Source organism: Primorskyibacter flagellatus, assembly GCF_014638275.1.
GTDB lineage: Bacteria > Pseudomonadota > Alphaproteobacteria > Rhodobacterales > Rhodobacteraceae > Pseudooceanicola > Pseudooceanicola flagellatus_A.
Window position 1 is genome coordinate 1 of record NZ_BMFJ01000004.1, and the last position, 14,665, is coordinate 14,665.

Annotated in this window: 14 protein-coding genes; 9 read left to right on the forward strand and 5 right to left on the reverse strand. The window is 66.9% G+C overall.

Annotated features, from left to right (window positions below; genetic code table 11):
• Window positions 1-332: 332 nt before the first annotated feature.
• Both IEV87_RS20645 and IEV87_RS20650 read left to right on the forward strand, forming a co-directional pair.
• The gene (locus IEV87_RS20645; RefSeq protein WP_188479623.1) at window positions 333-1,355 is read left to right on the forward strand and encodes an AraC family transcriptional regulator; all 1,023 of its coding nucleotides are present in this window, start codon (window positions 333-335) and stop codon (window positions 1,353-1,355) included.
• A gap of 96 nt (window positions 1,356-1,451) precedes the next feature.
• A complete protein-coding gene (locus tag IEV87_RS20650; protein ID WP_188479624.1) occupies window positions 1,452-2,651 on the forward strand; it encodes a serine hydrolase domain-containing protein in 1,200 nt (399 codons plus the stop codon).
• A gap of 97 nt (window positions 2,652-2,748) precedes the next feature.
• Here IEV87_RS20650 and IEV87_RS20655 read toward each other — a convergent pair whose 3' ends face one another.
• Window positions 2,749-3,153 carry a Zn-ribbon domain-containing OB-fold protein gene (locus IEV87_RS20655; protein ID WP_188479625.1) on the reverse strand — a complete coding sequence of 135 codons (405 nt, stop codon included), beginning with the start codon at window positions 3,151-3,153 and terminating at the stop codon, window positions 2,749-2,751.
• A gap of 1 nt (window position 3,154) precedes the next feature.
• Entirely contained in the window at window positions 3,155-4,324 is a 1,170-nt protein-coding gene (locus tag IEV87_RS20660) for a thiolase domain-containing protein (protein WP_188479626.1), read from the reverse strand.
• A gap of 169 nt (window positions 4,325-4,493) precedes the next feature.
• Between IEV87_RS20660 and gcvA the strand changes: the two genes are divergently transcribed.
• From gcvA to IEV87_RS20680, 4 genes are all read left to right on the forward strand, one after another.
• Window positions 4,494-5,435: a transcriptional regulator GcvA gene (gcvA, locus tag IEV87_RS20665; protein ID WP_188479627.1), complete on the forward strand. Its 942-nt coding sequence runs from the start codon at window positions 4,494-4,496 to the stop codon at window positions 5,433-5,435.
• Between the two features lie 182 nt (window positions 5,436-5,617).
• Window positions 5,618-6,559 carry a CoA transferase gene (locus tag IEV87_RS20670; protein ID WP_188479628.1) on the forward strand — a complete coding sequence of 314 codons (942 nt, stop codon included), beginning with the start codon at window positions 5,618-5,620 and terminating at the stop codon, window positions 6,557-6,559.
• A complete protein-coding gene (locus tag IEV87_RS20675; protein WP_188479629.1) occupies window positions 6,556-7,692 on the forward strand; it encodes a CaiB/BaiF CoA transferase family protein in 1,137 nt (378 codons plus the stop codon). Before IEV87_RS20670 ends, IEV87_RS20675 begins: the two co-directional genes overlap by 4 nt.
• Window positions 7,693-7,700: 8 nt before the next feature.
• Complete coding sequence (locus IEV87_RS20680) at window positions 7,701-9,131, forward strand: NAD-dependent succinate-semialdehyde dehydrogenase (protein WP_188479630.1); 1,431 nt, start codon at window positions 7,701-7,703, stop codon at window positions 9,129-9,131.
• Between the two features lie 63 nt (window positions 9,132-9,194).
• On the opposite strand, the gene IEV87_RS20685 is transcribed toward IEV87_RS20680, so the two are convergent.
• Entirely contained in the window at window positions 9,195-10,022 is an 828-nt protein-coding gene (locus tag IEV87_RS20685; RefSeq protein WP_188479631.1) for a fumarylacetoacetate hydrolase family protein, read from the reverse strand.
• On the reverse strand, window positions 10,019-10,456 hold the full coding sequence (locus IEV87_RS20690) for a nuclear transport factor 2 family protein (RefSeq protein WP_188479632.1): 438 nt from the start codon (window positions 10,454-10,456) through the stop codon (window positions 10,019-10,021). The genes IEV87_RS20685 and IEV87_RS20690 overlap by 4 nt, the downstream gene beginning before the upstream one ends.
• Before the next feature lie 150 nt (window positions 10,457-10,606).
• On the opposite strand from IEV87_RS20690, the gene IEV87_RS20695 reads away from it, so the two are divergent.
• Window positions 10,607-12,148 carry an acetolactate synthase large subunit gene (locus tag IEV87_RS20695; protein WP_188479633.1) on the forward strand — a complete coding sequence of 514 codons (1,542 nt, stop codon included), beginning with the start codon at window positions 10,607-10,609 and terminating at the stop codon, window positions 12,146-12,148.
• Here the strand turns inward: IEV87_RS20695 and IEV87_RS20700 are convergent.
• Window positions 12,145-13,053, reverse strand: coding sequence for a LysR substrate-binding domain-containing protein (locus IEV87_RS20700; protein WP_188479634.1), 909 nt, complete (start codon window positions 13,051-13,053; stop codon window positions 12,145-12,147). The genes IEV87_RS20695 and IEV87_RS20700 overlap by 4 nt on opposite strands.
• 79 nt (window positions 13,054-13,132) lie before the next feature.
• Between IEV87_RS20700 and IEV87_RS20705 the strand changes: the two genes are divergently transcribed.
• Both IEV87_RS20705 and IEV87_RS20710 read left to right on the forward strand, forming a co-directional pair.
• A complete protein-coding gene (locus tag IEV87_RS20705; RefSeq protein ID WP_269902659.1) occupies window positions 13,133-13,777 on the forward strand; it encodes a glutathione S-transferase family protein in 645 nt (214 codons plus the stop codon).
• Window positions 13,774-14,571, forward strand: a complete 798-nt coding sequence (locus IEV87_RS20710; protein WP_188479636.1) for an alpha/beta fold hydrolase — start codon at window positions 13,774-13,776, stop codon at window positions 14,569-14,571. Before IEV87_RS20705 ends, IEV87_RS20710 begins: the two co-directional genes overlap by 4 nt.
• Window positions 14,572-14,665 lie beyond the last annotated feature (94 nt).

Consider the following 14,665-nt stretch of genomic DNA (forward strand, 5'->3'; position numbering starts at 1 on the left):
GGGTCCCTGTCCGCGATGAAGTTCACACCCCGCGTGCGGGTGTCGTTCGTGGCATGGCGGATCGCGTAGATCTCCCAGGTCTTCATGGCGGCTCCTCCCGTCCTTCGCGCGCCGGGGCTCCGTCCTCCCGGTCATTGCCCCGGCACACCGTCCGACGATGCGCCGCCGCGACGGAAAGCGCAAACCCCCCGGTGACTGTGCCCGGTTTCCCTTGCCCCGGCTCGCGCGGGCATCGCTGCCCGAGCGGCTGCTTTCCGAAGCCACCGCCTGCTCGCCGCTCGTGGAAACTGTGGTACAGTGTCTTGCAGACCACGAGGAGGAGGAGCGGGGTTTTGCTGGAACATGCGCTTGTTCTTGATGCGTCGGGGGCGCCGATCCGGCACCGGCAGAAGACCCGTTCGGCCGACTGGGACGAGGTCGAAGAGTTCTGCCGGACGGTCTACATGCGGTATCGTGTGCGGCCCCTCGATCGCCTGTCCCGGCCCGACGCGACGATGATTTCCGCCAGGGCGGGACGGGTGACGATGACCCGGTTCGCCTATGGGACCGGCATTCACCTTGACCGGTTCGATCCGGACGCCGGAAACATTCTTGTCCTGAACACGCTGCGCGGGGCCCTGGATCACCAGACCGACGGCGGTTCGATCAACACCGGGGCCGGCGAAAGCTTTGTCGTCGACTGTTCCCGTGCCGAATACTGGCTTGAGGGAGATCCGGACCACATGCAGCTGAACCTGACGATCCCGCATCAGGTGATGGCGGATACGGCAGAGCGGTGGTTCGGTTTCGTCCCCGACGACCGGCTCTGGACCAGCCGGGTCAAGATCGGCGGACCCAACTCTGCCTGGCCCGCGCTGCTCGACTACGCGACGCGGGCCCTGGCGCGGGACGGCGGTATCTCCTCGGACGCGGCGCTGGCGCGACATATCGAGGAGATGCTCTGCGTCGAACTGCTGCGCCAGTGGGCGGCCGCTGCCGGGCTGAACCTTGAAACGGGCGCGCGCTGTGCCGCCCCGGCCTATGTGCGTGCGGCGGAGGAGATCATGGAGGCCGAAGCGCGGGAGGCGCCGGCCATCGGTGATGTCGCGCTGCGTGTCGGCGTTTCCGCGCGGACCCTGTCGGGCGGGTTTCAGAGGTTCCGGGGGATTTCGCCGCGGGCCTATCTCGCGGCGCGACGGATCGAGGGCTTCCGCCGGGACCTTGAAACGCTGCCGGGCGATGTGACGGTCACCGCGATTGCCTCTGACTGGGGTTTCGCGAACTTCGGCGCACTGGCTGGCCGGTATCGCGACAGGTTCGGCGAAACGCCGTCGCAGACACGCGCGCGGACGGCGGGGCGCGCCCGCCCGCACTGACTCGGCTTCCGAAACCGGACAGTCCATGCCGGTCACGGACAGCGCGCCCGTCCGTTGTCCGGCAGTCTTCCCTGCACGTCTTCAAGGGAGGAACCAATGAAGGACATCAAAACAAACGATCTGAAAACCCGCTGCGACGCCGTTCTGGAGGGGCTGGTCACCGGACCGTCGCGTGTGCCCGGTGTCGTCGCGATGGCGACGGACCGCGCTGGCGACATCTATTCCGGCGCGGCCGGTGAGCGGCGGCTGGACGGAGACGCGATGACGGAGGACACGGTCTTCGCCATCTTCTCGACCACCAAGGCCATCGCGGGCACGACCGCTCTGCAATGTGTCGAGGAGGGTCTGCTGGACCTCGACGCCCCGGCGAAGGACTATGCCCCGGCGATCGGCGCGCTTCAGGTGATCGACGGTTTCGACGCCGACGGCACCCCCCGGCTGCGTGCCCCCGAAAGCGATGTCACGACCCGCCAGTTGATGCTGCACACCGCCGGTTTCGGTTATGATTTCTTCAACGAGTTTTACAAGCGTCTCGCCGAAGAGCAGGGCCAGCCCTCTGTCGTCACGGGGAGCCGCGCCTGTATCGAGACCCCGCTGTTGTTCGATCCGGGCACGAAGTGGGAATACGGCACGAATATCGACTGGGTCGGACAGGTCGTCGAAGGCATCCGCGGCAAAAGGCTGGGCGAGGTCATGCAGGAGCGGATCTTCGATCAGCTTGGCATGCGGGACATCGGCTTCACCCGGACGCCCGACATGAAGGCGCGGACCGCGACGATACACGCGCGGGGCGAGGATGGCGGGCTGACCCCGATGGACGATTTCGCGCTGCCCGACGATCCGGAGGTCCACATGGGGGGCCACGGGCTTTACGCGACCGTGCCGGAATACATGAAGTTCATCCGCATGTGGCTGAACGACGGAGACGGGCCGAATGGCCGGGTGCTGAGGCCCGAGACGGTTGAATGGGCCGTGAAGGGCGCGCTTGTCCCGCCGCAGAAGGTCACGATGCTGCCGGGCGTCATCCCGTCGCTGTCGAACGATGCAGAGTTCTTCCCGGGTCTGGAAAAGGACTGGTCCTACACCTTCATGGTCAATTCCGAGGAGGCCCCGACCGGACGTCCCGCCGGTGCCATAGGCTGGGCCGGGCTGGCGAACAGCTACTACTGGATCGACCGGAAGAACGGGATCGGCGGCTACTGGGCGACACAGATCCTGCCCTTCGCGGATGGTGTCTCTTTCCCGGGGTACATGGGGTTCGAGAGCGCGGTCTACGCCGCCCTCCCGGCCCGCTGACGCATATCCTGCACCGTATCGAAGAACGGGGCGGCGGCGCAGGCGCGCGGCCGTCCCGGACCGCGCGCGTCATCCGGTTGCCGACACCTGAATACGGTCACGCGGTCGCAGGCCCGGCGGACAGGGTGAATGTCGGCACGCGGAAATCCGACTCCGTTCTTGAGAATTTCAGCTGAACGGGCATCCCGATGGACAGGTCCGCGGGGTCCGCGTCCACGATGTTCGTCATCATTGTCGGCCCTTCTTCCAGGGTGACATAGGCGATGATGTAGGGCTTCGGCATCCGCCGTAGCGGCGAGAAGCTGTAGATCGTTCCGCGACCGGAAGCGTCCTTCCACACCGTGTCGGATGAGCTGCAGAAGGGGCAGATGTTGCGCGGATACCAGTGGGCGCGATCACAGGCGGTGCATGTCTTGACGAGGAACCGCCCCTCTCTGGCCGCGTCCCAGAAGGCCTGGGTTTCGGGTCCGGGGGTCGGGTCGGGATTGATGTAGCCGTCCATGTTATCCGCGCTCCAGAATGATGGTCGAAGAGGCGTGCCGGACGCCAAGCTGACCGCCGATCGCATTGGCGATGGCAAGGTCGCAGTCGGGCACCTGAACGGCGGGATGGGCCTCACCCCGGATCTGGCGGACGGCCTCCAGAGCCTTGGTCATGCCGCCGCGGTTGACCGGATGGTTGTTGCACAGCCCGCCGCCGTCGGTGTTCACCGCCAGCCGGCCCTGACCCGAGATCAGCGCGCCATCGTCGACGAACCGGCCGATCTTTCCCTTTTCGCAGAAGCCGAGATCCTCGATCTGGATCATCTCGGTAATGGTGAAGCTGTCGTAAATGGACGCATAACGGATGTCCGCAGCCGTGACCCGGGCCTGTTCGTAGGCCGTGGCGCCGGACTTCTGCGCCCCGGAATTGGTGATCTCCATATAGCCGCCGTTCTGGCCGACCGGTGCCTCGCCGCAGCCGATGACCTTGACGAGCGGGCGTCTGAGGCTGCGCGCGATCTCTTCCCGCGCGACGACCAGCGCGCCGCCGCCATCGGTCACGACACAGCAGTCCAGCCGGTGCAGCGGATCGGCGACGAGGGGGGAATTCACCACATCCTCCACCGTCACGACGTCGCGCAGCATGGCGTTCGGGTTGTGCTGCGCGTGGTGGGATGCCGCGACCTTGACCCAGGCCATCTGTTCGGCCGTCGTGCCGAACAGGTGCCGGTGGCGCTGTGCAACCATGGCATAGACGCCGAGGATCTGGATGCCGAAGGGATGTTCCCATTCGAAATCCGGCTGGTTCGGGTTGTCCGCCCGTTTCAGCGCGCCCTTGGACTTGCCTTCCTGCCGGGGACGGCCGGCAAGGGTGATGAGCGCGACGTTGCACTTCCCCGCGGCAATCGCCTGACAGGCATGGGCCACATGGATCAGATAGGACGAGCCCGAGGTGTTCGTCGTATCCACATGCCGCAGGTTCAGGTTCATGTAGTCGGCCAGCGACAGCGGTCCGGTGCCCGGCGCGTCGGGACCGCAGAAGAACCCGTCCACATCGTCCTTCGTCAGGCCCGCGTCGGCCAGCGCGCCAAGGGCAACCTCCGCATGAAGCTGCGCGACGGAGGTATCGGGGGCCGCGCGCAACGGGTGCTCGTAGGCCCCGACGACATAGCCGAGAGCTTGACGGTTCATGATGCTCCTCCTCGCAGTTCGGGGCGACACTAGGGGCGGGTCCAGGCTGCTTCAACAGATCAATTTTCGGCCGCCGGAGGAGAAAAACTCACAGCATGCCGGTGGCGTGCCGGCGCGAAACCGGGATAGGATCCGCCATCCGTAGCGGCGACAAGCAAGGATCCGGCCAATGCGACGTCTTCCTCCCCTGAATGCCCTGCGCGCGTTGGAAGCCGCCGGTCGCCACGGCAGCTTCTCACTCGCCGCCGCGGAGCTGAACGTGACGCCGGGGGCGGTGAGCCGGCAGATCAAGCTGCTGGAGGAAACCTTCGACATGCAGCTTTTCGAGCGCAGGAGCGGCGCGCTTGAGGCGACGGAGAAATGCCGGGATTACGCAACGATGCTGTCCGATGTCTTCGACCGCATCGAAACCGCGACCACGCGGCTGACGGAGGCGGAGTCGGATAACGAAATCAAGCTCTCCGCCTCCATGACCTTCACGCTGCGCTGGATGGTCCCCAGGATGACGAGCTTTCATGACCGTCACCCGCATCTCAGGCTGCGGCTGAGCGGGGCGATGCCGCCGCCGCGGATGAGCGACAGGGGAGAGGTCGATGTCTACGTGCAGCTTGGCGACGGCAGCCGCACCGACCTTGCCGTGGAGCGCCTGCTTGGCAACGATCTGGTTCCCGTCTGCAGTCCAAGGCTGCTAGAGGGCGGACCGCCGCTGGAAACCCCGGAAGACCTTGCGAACCACACCCTCCTGCATTCGATGCTCAGAAAGCAGCACTGGCCGCACTGGCTTCGGGCGGTCGGCGTGGACGGGGTCAACGGGCGGGATGGCAACACGCACGGGTCTTCGGCGCTGTGCTATCAGGCGGCCATCGAAGGTCTGGGCGTGGCCATGGCGCAGATCAACTTCGTCATCGACGACATTGCCGAGGGGCGGCTGGTCACGCCGTTCCGCACCATCGTGGCGGATACGGAAAGCTTCAACCTGATCCGCGACCGGACCGAGACCGCGACGAAGGTTCAGGATTTCGCGGGGTGGATCCACGGCGAGGCGCGGACGCATGAGGACCGGGTCCGGGCGCTGACACGGGATTACAAGCGGCTCCCCGCGCCGGTGTGAACCTTCCGTCAACGTCCGGTCGATTTTTCGTCGTTTGACTTGAGCGGACCTCAAAAGCTTGATCGCAAAAGAAACAGGCCGGTTTCCGGGCGGGTCGCCGCGATGCGACGCCCGGCGACGCAGGTCCTGACGCGGCAAGGAGGCGCCAGTCGGCCCGATGATTTTTGAACGGAATTTCCGGTATGTCTGACCCGAAGCCCCTGGCCGGCCGGCGGATCCTGGAAGTGCAGTCAGCCGGGGACGACCCGGCCGTCCGCGAAGCCATCGCCTTCTGCGGGCGGATGCTGAGCGATCTCGGGGCGGAGGTGCTGACCGGCCCGTCGTCGTCCGGCCAGCCCTTCCTGACCCAGGGCAAGACCCTGTCGAAGCACCCGGAGGGCCGGATCGACCTGGCCCTCACCGGGGCGGGGACCGCGCCGGGACAGGAACGCGCCCGGGTCTCCGTTTCGATGCTGCCGGAAGGGGCGGGCGATATTCCGGTGTCGGAATTCACGGTCATGGCAACGGGCGGGCTGCTGGACATCGTCGGCGATCCCGATCGCGCCCCGCTGCGCCTTCCCGGGCATCAGCTGGCACGGGCCGCCGGGCTGGCCGCATTCACCGCGGCCTCGGCCTGCCTGCATGGCGGTCAGAGCAGCCGCGCGCATGTTTCCCTTCTGGACACCGCGATCTGGCTGAACTGGAAAAGCCTTGTTGTCGCCAGGGAGAACGGCCGTGCCCCTTCCCGGCTTGGTGCCGGGTCGGAATGGCAGACGGTGCGATGCGCCGACGGATGGATGGGGCTGGTTTACCGGCAGGAGGACTGGACCGCCCTGAAAGCGCTTGTCGGCAATCCGAGGCTGGACGACCCCGACCTGAATGTCCGCGCCATCCGGCGCCAGCGCGCGGCCGAGGTCACCGCGATGATCGAGGAGCATTTTCTCACCATGACGCGGGCAGAGATCATGGGCTACGCCGGACGCAACCGCATTCCGCTTGGCGCCGTGCTCAGCCCGCGGGAGGTGATTGATGACGCACACAGCCGGGCCCGCGGGGCTTTTGTCGCGACACCCGGCGGGGTGATGCCGCGGCTGCCGGTGAAATGGAACGGCAAGGGGATCGGTCCGGGGCAGGTGCTGCGATGAAACCGCTGGCGGGCAAAACGGTTCTCGACCTCGGGATCATCACCGCAGGGGCCGCGACCTCGGCCCTGCTCTGCGACATGGGTGCGGAGGTCATCAAGATCGAATCCCCGACCTACCGCGATCCGTTCCGGATCTGGGTGTCGCTTCGGCCCGAGGACCGCGACAAGACCTCGCCGCATTTCGGCGCGACCAACCGGGGCAAGAAATCCGTCGCCATCAACCTCAAGGACCCGGACGGGCGCCGGTGTTTCCTTGACCTCGTCCGCCACGCCGATGTCGTGGTCGAGAATTTCCGCCGCGGCGTCCTGGACAAGCTTGGCATCGGGTTCGATGTGCTGAAGCAGGCAAATCCCGCGATGGTTCTCGCCTCGATCTCCAGCCAGGGCGAGGACGGGCCGGGGGCGGGGCAGGTGTCCTACGGATCGACCTTGGAATGCGTTGCCGGCATGGCCTGGCATCTGGGGTACGACGACAGTCCGATGGTCAGCGGGGTCGATCTGAACTACCCCGACCAGGTCGTCGCGATGTTCGCGGCGGGCATGATCGTGAACGCGCTGACCTCGGTCAGGGATTGCGGAGAGGGCGTTCACCTCGATCTGGCGCAGCGGGAGCTGACCTCCTTCATGATCGGCGATGCCTTTGCCGCGCCCGATGACAATCCCGTGCGCGGAAATGCGGATCCGGCCTTCGCTGTGCAGGACTGCTTTGCCTGTGCCGATGGCCGCTGGATCGCCGTCAGTTTGCCGGAGCCGCAGGTCGAAACGCTGGTCCGGGCGACCGGTGCGCGGGACGCCCAAGGTCTTGCCCGCTGGTGCGCGCGTCGGGACGGAGCGGCGGCAGAGGGCGGATTGCAGGCCGCCGGGATCGCCGCCGCGCTGTCCCTGCGCGGCGAGGAGGTTCTGGCCCGCCAGGCGTGGTCGAGCGCGATGATCGCGGGTCCGCGCGGCGAGGTCTGGAAAGGAACGCCCTTCGACTTCGGCTCACCGCTGACGCCGGACCCGGTGCCGGAGTTCGGCGCGGACACGACCGATGTGCTTCAGACCCTCGGGGGGATGGGCAGGGACGAGATCGAGGATCTCAACGACAGGGGCAGCATCGTGGCGCCGGACGCCGCGCTGGTGCGCACCCGATAGGAGACGACATGCAGAATGTGAAACTGTTCATCGACGGCGGCTGGACCGCCGGCGGCGGAAACGACTGGATCGACGTGATGAACCCGGCCACCGGCACGGTGTTCACGCAGGTCGCCGTCGCCACGCCCGACGACATCGAACGCGCCGTGGATGCCGCGGACCGGGCCTTTCGCAGCTGGTCGTCAGTGTCGGGATACGAACGCGGGCAGATGCTCAAGAAGGCGTCCCGGCTGCTTTCCGAGAGGATCGAGGACATCGCGCCGCTTCTCACGCAGGAACAGGGCAAACCGCTGGCCGAAGCCCGGCTGGAGCTGGGGAACGCGGCGGCCCTGATTGAGTGGTTCGGGGAAGAGGCGCGGCGGAGTTATGGCCGCGACATCCCCTCGCGCTCGGCCGGTGTGACGCAGACTGTCCGGCGCGATCCTGTCGGTCCGGTCGCCGGGTTCACGCCGTGGAATTTCCCGGTGGCCCAGTCGACGCGCAAGATCGCCGCGGGGCTGGCGGCCGGGTGCACCATCGTCCTGAAGGGGGCGGAGGAAACCCCCGCCTCGGTCGCCGCGCTGGTGCAGTGTTTTCACGACGCGGGCGCGCCCGAGGGTACGGTCGGGCTGCTGTTCGGCAACCCGGCAGAGATTTCGGGCGCGCTGGTCCCGCATCCCAGGATCCGCAAGGTGACCTTCACCGGCTCTACCCCCGTCGGCAAACAGCTTGCCGCGCTGGCGGGTCAGCACATGAAGCGGGGCACCTTCGAGCTGGGTGGCCACGCGCCCGCCATCGTCTTCGGCGACGCGGACCTGGATCAGGCTGTCGAACGGCTGAGCGGGGCCAAGTACCGCAATGCCGGCCAGGTCTGCATCTCTCCGACCCGGTTTCTGATTCAGGACGGTATCTATGAGGAATTCGTCGGGAAGTTCGTCGAAAAGGCCCGGGCCGTGCGCGTCGGCAACGGGATGGAGCAGGGGACAACCATGGGTCCGCTGGCCAATCCCCGCCGCATCGACGCGATGGAACGGCTGATCGCCGATGCGCAGGACCGGGGCGCGCGGCTTCTTGCCGGGGGCGGGCGTATCGGGAACGAGGGCAACTTCTTCGAACCGACCGTTCTGGCCGATGTGCCGACCGACGCGATGGCGATGAACGAGGAACCCTTTGGCCCGGTTGCCCTGATGCGCCCCTTCTCCGACCCGGACGAGGCGCTGGCGGAGGCGAACCGGCTGGACTACGGTCTGGCCGCCTATGCCTACACGACCTCTCCCGCGACGGTGCGGAGGCTATCCTCCGAGGTGGAATCCGGCATGCTGTCGATCAATCACCACGGGCTGGGCGTGCCCGAGACGCCGTTTGGCGGGATCAAGGATTCCGGCTACGGCACCGAAGGCGGGGCCGAGGCGATCGAAGCCTTCCAGAACCTGCGGTTCGTCAGTCACGCCGCCTACTGACATGCAACGCAAAGGGGCCGCAGGCGGGAGAACCTGCGGCCCCTGTCTGCCCCGCCGGGGGTGTCATTCCTGGCGGATGACATTCCTCAGCGTGCCGATCTTCTCGATCTCCACCTCGACCGTATCGCCCGGTTTCATCCAGACCGGCGGGGTCCGCGCCTTGCCGACGCCTTCCGGCGTTCCGGTGACGACGATGTCGCCGGGCCGGAGTTCGGTGAAGACCGAGACGAAGCAGAGGATCGTCTGCACGTCGAAGATCATCCGGTCGGTCGAAGAGCTCTGCATCACCTCGCCGTTGAGCCGTGTTTCAAGCGTCAGACCCGAGGGATCGCCAATTTCGTCCGCCGTCACCACCCAGGGGCCAAGCCCCCCGGTCGAGGGAAAGTTCTTCCCGACCAGTGCGGAGTATTTGTCCTGAAAGTCGCGCAGCGTGCCGTCGTTGAAACAGGTGTAGCCGAAGACGCAGTCGAGCGCGGTCTCGCGGGTCAGGTTGCGCGCAGATCGGCCGATCACGATACCAAGCTCGCCTTCGTAATCGAGGTTGTCCGACACGCCGGGCCGCAGGATCGGGCCGTCGTGAGGGGTGAGCGACAGGCGGTTGCGGGCAAAGAAACCGGGGTGCCCGGGAAGCTCCTTGTTCTTGCCCTCGGCAACGTGGTCCTTGTAGTTGCGCCCGACGCAGAGGATCTTTTCCGGGTCGGCAACAGGCACCGCGAATTCGATGTCGCTCAGGGCATGCCGGGGCGCGTCCTCCCGGTCTCTGACCGGCGCGCCTGTCTTCAGGGCGTCGTCCAGGGTCACGGGGCCGTCCGCGCCAAGGTCGCTGACGCTGTCGCCGGTCACGACACCCCAGGTCAGCCGGCCGCCGACCCTGTAGCTGGCGACCTTCATACCGTGATCCCCCGCTTGAAGGCGGGCTTGGAACGGAGGTCCTTCAGCAGCCAGGCGCCGCCGGTGTGAACGAATTTCCCTTCGAGTATCCCGATGCTGCTTGGCAGGTCCATCGGCGCGGCACCGCGCTCTCCGGTCGCGCCGGTGTGCACGAAGGCCGTGTTGTAGAGCCGCACCGTCGCCGTGCGTTCGTCAAGCACATCCACGACGATGTTGGACAGCACATGTCTGGAGTGACGATCCGGCGCGCGTTCGGCGATCAGGGCGCGCATCGCGTCGGGGCCGATGTGGTCGACACCCGCGCGCCGCCAGCAGCCGTCCGGTGCGATCACGGCGGCGAGGGCATCGGCGTCCCTTTCGTCCAGGGCCATGTAGAAACGTTTGATCTGGTTCGATATTTCGATCTGGGCATGCAATGCGACAATGGCATCCATGGGCAAGTCCTCCCTCTGGTCTCGGGGACCAAGACGCCGCAGGTTCCGCCATGGGTCAACCGAGTTTTCCGCAACCGGGTCGTGTGAAATTGTCGTTTGACCTTGGGCGGTTGCTAGGTCGTCATGGGCGGAAATCGAGGGAGGATTTCCATGAACGGCGCAGAAAGTCTTGTGGCCACACTTGTCGAGAGCGGGGTCGAGGTCTGCTTCGCCAATCCGGGGACGTCGGAACTGCATCTCGTGGCCGCGCTGGACCGTGTTCCGGGCATGCGCTGCGTGCTGTGCCTGTTCGAAGGCGGCGCAACCGGGGCGGCGGACGCCTACGCCCGGATGACCGGCAAGCCGGCGGCGGTCCTGCTGCACCTCGGCCCCGGTCTCGCCAATGGATGGGCGAACCTGCACAACGCCCGCCGCGCGCACGCGCCCGTCATCAACGTCGTCGGAGAGCACGCGACCTATCACATGGAGTTCGACGCGCCGCTGACCTCCGACATCCAGTCCGTCGCCGGCGGAGTTTCGGCCCATGTCGAAACCGTCGCGACCGCCGCAGAGCTTGGCGCGGCGGGGGCGCGGGCCGTAGCGGCGGCGCGGTCGGGCATGGGGCAGATCGCCACCGTCATCGTGCATGCCGATGCCGCCTGGACCGACGGCGGCGTGAAGGCCCCGCCCGTCGCGCCCGAACCTCCCGCGCCCGTGCCGGAGGACCGGATCGACGCGGCCGTCGCGGCGCTGGAGGCCGGGAATGCGATGATCCTGGCCGGCAACCTCGCGGTGCGGAAAGAGGCGCTGATCCTCGCCGCGGCCATCGCCGCCAAGACCGGCGCGCGGATCGCCACCATCGGACGCAATCCCCGGCTGGAACGCGGCGCCGGAACCGCGAGGACGGAACGGCTGCCCAACCCTGCCGGGCCCCAGACCAAGGCGCTGAAGGACATCCGAAACCTCATCCTGGTCGGAGAGACGGACCCGGTTGCCTTCTTCGGCCATCCCGACAGGCCAAGCCGCACCACCTCGCCGGAGTGTGCGATCCTGCAGTTGGCGGACATCCACGACGACGCGCTTGGTGCCCTGAAGGCGCTGGCCGGACGCGTCGGGGCAACCGCCGCCGATGCGCCGCTGGAACCGCACGATCCGCCGGCGCTGCCCGAAGGCAAGCTGACCCCGGATACCGTGGCCGCCGTCGTCGGTGCGCTGCTGCCCGAGAATGCGGTCGTGGCCGATGAATCGATCACCGTCGGCCGATCGATGTTCGCCGCCACGCGCGCCGCCGCGCCGCATGACTGGATCCACCTGACCGGGGGTGCGATCGGTGCGGGCATTCCCATGGCCACCGGTGCGGCGGTCGCCTGTCCGGGGCGCAAGGTCATCAACCTTCAGGCGGACGGCAGCGGGATGTACACGCTTCAGGCCCTCTGGACCCAGGCGCGCGAGGATCTCGACGTGCTGACCATCGTCTGGTCGAACCGGACCTACAAGATCCTGAAGGATGAACTGGCCAATGTCGGACTGCCCAATCCCGGGCCGACCGCGCTTGGCATGCTCGACCTCGGGAATCCCCCGCTGGACTGGCCCAGCCTCGCCCGCGGCATGGGCGTCGAGGGGCGCCGGGTCGACACCGTGGAGGCATTCATCGACGCGTTCCGCGACTTTGTGGAGGTCAAGGGTCCGCGTCTGATCGAAGTCGCGCTCTAGAGACCGCGGTGACCGTCATTGCAGCGCGACGCCTCCTCCTGTGCCCAGGCGACGAGGCCCTGCACCGCTTCGTCGGTCTGGGAGGGCGTGGCATAGACGACATGGAAGGTGGAGCCGTCCCGAACCGGTTCCGGGAACGGCGCGACAAGGGTTCCGGCGATCAGGTCGTCTTCGACAAGCGCGCGGATCGCCATGGCGACGCCGGCACCGGATCGGGCGGCCTGATAGGCCAGCGTGGAGGTTTCGACCAGATCCGTGCGTTCCTCGTCAAACCGGGGCAGACCATAGCCGCGGCACCACACCGTCCAGTCGTTCGGGCGTGCCCGCGACCTGAGGAGGGAGCAGCGGTTGAGATCCTCGGGATTGCGGATGTCGCGCTGCGCGAGGTAGCCGGGCGAACACACCGGGATCAGGTTGATGTCGATCAGCGGCACGGCAATCGTGTTGGGCGTCGTCCCGGCAAGCCGGAACGCCACGTCGATCCGCGCCTCCTGCAGGTCCTGGGGCGGACGGATCAGGCTTTCCACGCTGATCTCCTGCATCGGGAAGGCCGCGTGATAGCGCGACAGGCGCGGCAGGAACCATCGCATCGCGAAGGTGGTCGGCGCGTATATCTTCAGTCGCGTGCTGTCGTCCGGTTTCACGAAGGCCCGCGTGGCGCGGTCCATCCGGGCGAAGGCCTCGAACAGCTCCGCGGCGAGTTCGCGGCTTGCGTCGGTCGCCACGACCTCGCGATAATTGCGGTCGAAGAGAGGGCGACCGAGATAGTCCTCGAGCCCGCGCACCTGCCGCGACACCGCACCGGGGGTCACGAAGAGTTCGTCTGCCGCGCGCGTGAAACTGGAATGCCGGGCCGCGACTTCAAAGGCCCGCAGGGCGTTCAGCGGGGGAAGACGCCATACCATCAGCGGCGACCCCAGATACAAAAAATCAATCGCGTCATTCGGTAGACTCCTCCCTACAGACAGAAAGGCTATTTCAGGAATGACAAAATCTCAAGTTACTTCGAATACAGAGCTATGGCGTCTGATCGGTTCCCGGCGCTCTCCCTACGTGCGCAAGGTACTCATACTGGCAGAGGAGCTGGGTCTCGCCGGGCGGATCGAGCTGGAGCCAATTGTCGTTTCGTTCCGCAAGACGGAACCGCAGCCTCTGAACCCGCATCCGCTGAACCAGATCCCGACCCTGATCGCGGAGGGACGTCCGATCTACGACAGTCTGGTGATCTGCGACTGGCTGTGTTCGGTCGCGGGGGAATCTGGCGCGTCATACATGGACAGCGACAGGGGCCGCCACGACATGCTGATCCGCCATGCCCTTGCACAGGCGATGATGGATACGGAGATGAAGCTCTACAGCGAACGCAGCCGGAGCGGAGACGGGCTGAACGAATACGCCCAGGCCTACACCATCCGTCTTGGGCGCGGGTGCGATGCGCTGGAAGAACAGGCGGGCGACTGGCAAGACAGACCCTTCGACATCGCGCAGATCGCCACCGCCGCGATGCTGTCCTACGCCGATCTCAGGCTTGGCCACCTCGGGTGGCGGGACGGACGACCAGGGCTGGCGGCGTGGTTTGAAACCGTCTCGGCCCGCCCCTCCATGCGCGCGACGGAGTACCAGACGTGATCCGCATCGACTATGCCGACGTGAACGGGGTCGCGCTGCGCTATGCCCTGCGCGAGTCCGGACGGCCCCGGCTTGTCCTGATCCACGAGATGGGCGGGACGATGGAGAACTGGGACGAGGCCGCTGCGATACTCGCCGACCACTTCGACATCCTGACCTACGACACCCGTGGCGCCGGCCTGTCCGAAAAAATCGCCGGCGACGTGTCGATTGACGATCTGGCGGCGGATGCAGAGGCACTGCTGGCCCATGTCGGCTGGACCGGGCCGGTTCTGGTCGCCGGAACAGCGATTGGCGCGGCGACCGGGATCAGGTTGGCGCTGCGCGCAGAGGGGCGGGTGGCAGGGCTGGCCTGCCTGTCGCCCGCGCTCGGCGTCGACCCCGCGAAACGGGAGGGCACGCTGGACGCGGCACGGCGGCTGGTGGATCTCGGCGTGCGGGCGGCGACGGATCCGAGATGGGATGTCGTCTGGCCGCCTGACCTGAGGGACGTACCCGCGCGCGCCGCGGCGGTGCGGTGCCGGAAGCTGGGCAACGATCCCGAAAGTTTTGCCGCACTGTACCGTATGGTCGCCGGAATGGACGTCGCCGCGGATCTCCCGCAGCTTGCCTGTCCCGTGCTGTTCGTGGCCGGGCGCCGGGACGGAACCCGGCCGCCGGAGTACGTGAGATCCCTTGCCGCGCAGATCGCCGGTGCGCGGTACGAGGAGATTGAAACCGGGCATGTCATGCAGGCCATGGCCCCGGAACAGACCGCCGGGACGCTGCTCAGGTTCTTTTCCAGCCTGGCGTGACGTGCCGATTTCTCAACCGAGGGCGCGGGCGGGTCGGCGCAGCGCGGGCATAATGTCTTGATTTTCTGCGCCCGGGCGAGGGGGCCGGAGAGGC

Excerpts from the sequence above, each read along its gene's own strand:
- IEV87_RS20700 (WP_188479634.1), bottom strand. The coding sequence starts at position 13,053 with ATGGTATGGCGTCTTCCCCCGCTGAACGCCCTGCGGGCCTTTGAAGTC.
- IEV87_RS20690 (WP_188479632.1), bottom strand. The coding sequence starts at position 10,456 with ATGGATGCCATTGTCGCATTGCATGCCCAGATCGAAATATCGAACCAG.
- IEV87_RS20680 (WP_188479630.1), top strand. The coding sequence starts at position 7,701 with ATGCAGAATGTGAAACTGTTCATCGACGGCGGCTGGACCGCCGGCGGC.
- IEV87_RS20660 (WP_188479626.1), bottom strand. The coding sequence starts at position 4,324 with ATGAACCGTCAAGCTCTCGGCTATGTCGTCGGGGCCTACGAGCACCCG.
- IEV87_RS20670 (WP_188479628.1), top strand. The coding sequence starts at position 5,618 with ATGTCTGACCCGAAGCCCCTGGCCGGCCGGCGGATCCTGGAAGTGCAG.
- IEV87_RS20705 (WP_269902659.1), top strand. The coding sequence starts at position 13,133 with ATGACAAAATCTCAAGTTACTTCGAATACAGAGCTATGGCGTCTGATC.
- IEV87_RS20675 (WP_188479629.1), top strand. The coding sequence starts at position 6,556 with ATGAAACCGCTGGCGGGCAAAACGGTTCTCGACCTCGGGATCATCACC.
- gcvA (WP_188479627.1), top strand. The coding sequence starts at position 4,494 with ATGCGACGTCTTCCTCCCCTGAATGCCCTGCGCGCGTTGGAAGCCGCC.
- IEV87_RS20685 (WP_188479631.1), bottom strand. The coding sequence starts at position 10,022 with ATGAAGGTCGCCAGCTACAGGGTCGGCGGCCGGCTGACCTGGGGTGTC.
- IEV87_RS20695 (WP_188479633.1), top strand. The coding sequence starts at position 10,607 with ATGAACGGCGCAGAAAGTCTTGTGGCCACACTTGTCGAGAGCGGGGTC.
- IEV87_RS20655 (WP_188479625.1), bottom strand. The coding sequence starts at position 3,153 with ATGGACGGCTACATCAATCCCGACCCGACCCCCGGACCCGAAACCCAG.
- IEV87_RS20650 (WP_188479624.1), top strand. The coding sequence starts at position 1,452 with ATGAAGGACATCAAAACAAACGATCTGAAAACCCGCTGCGACGCCGTT.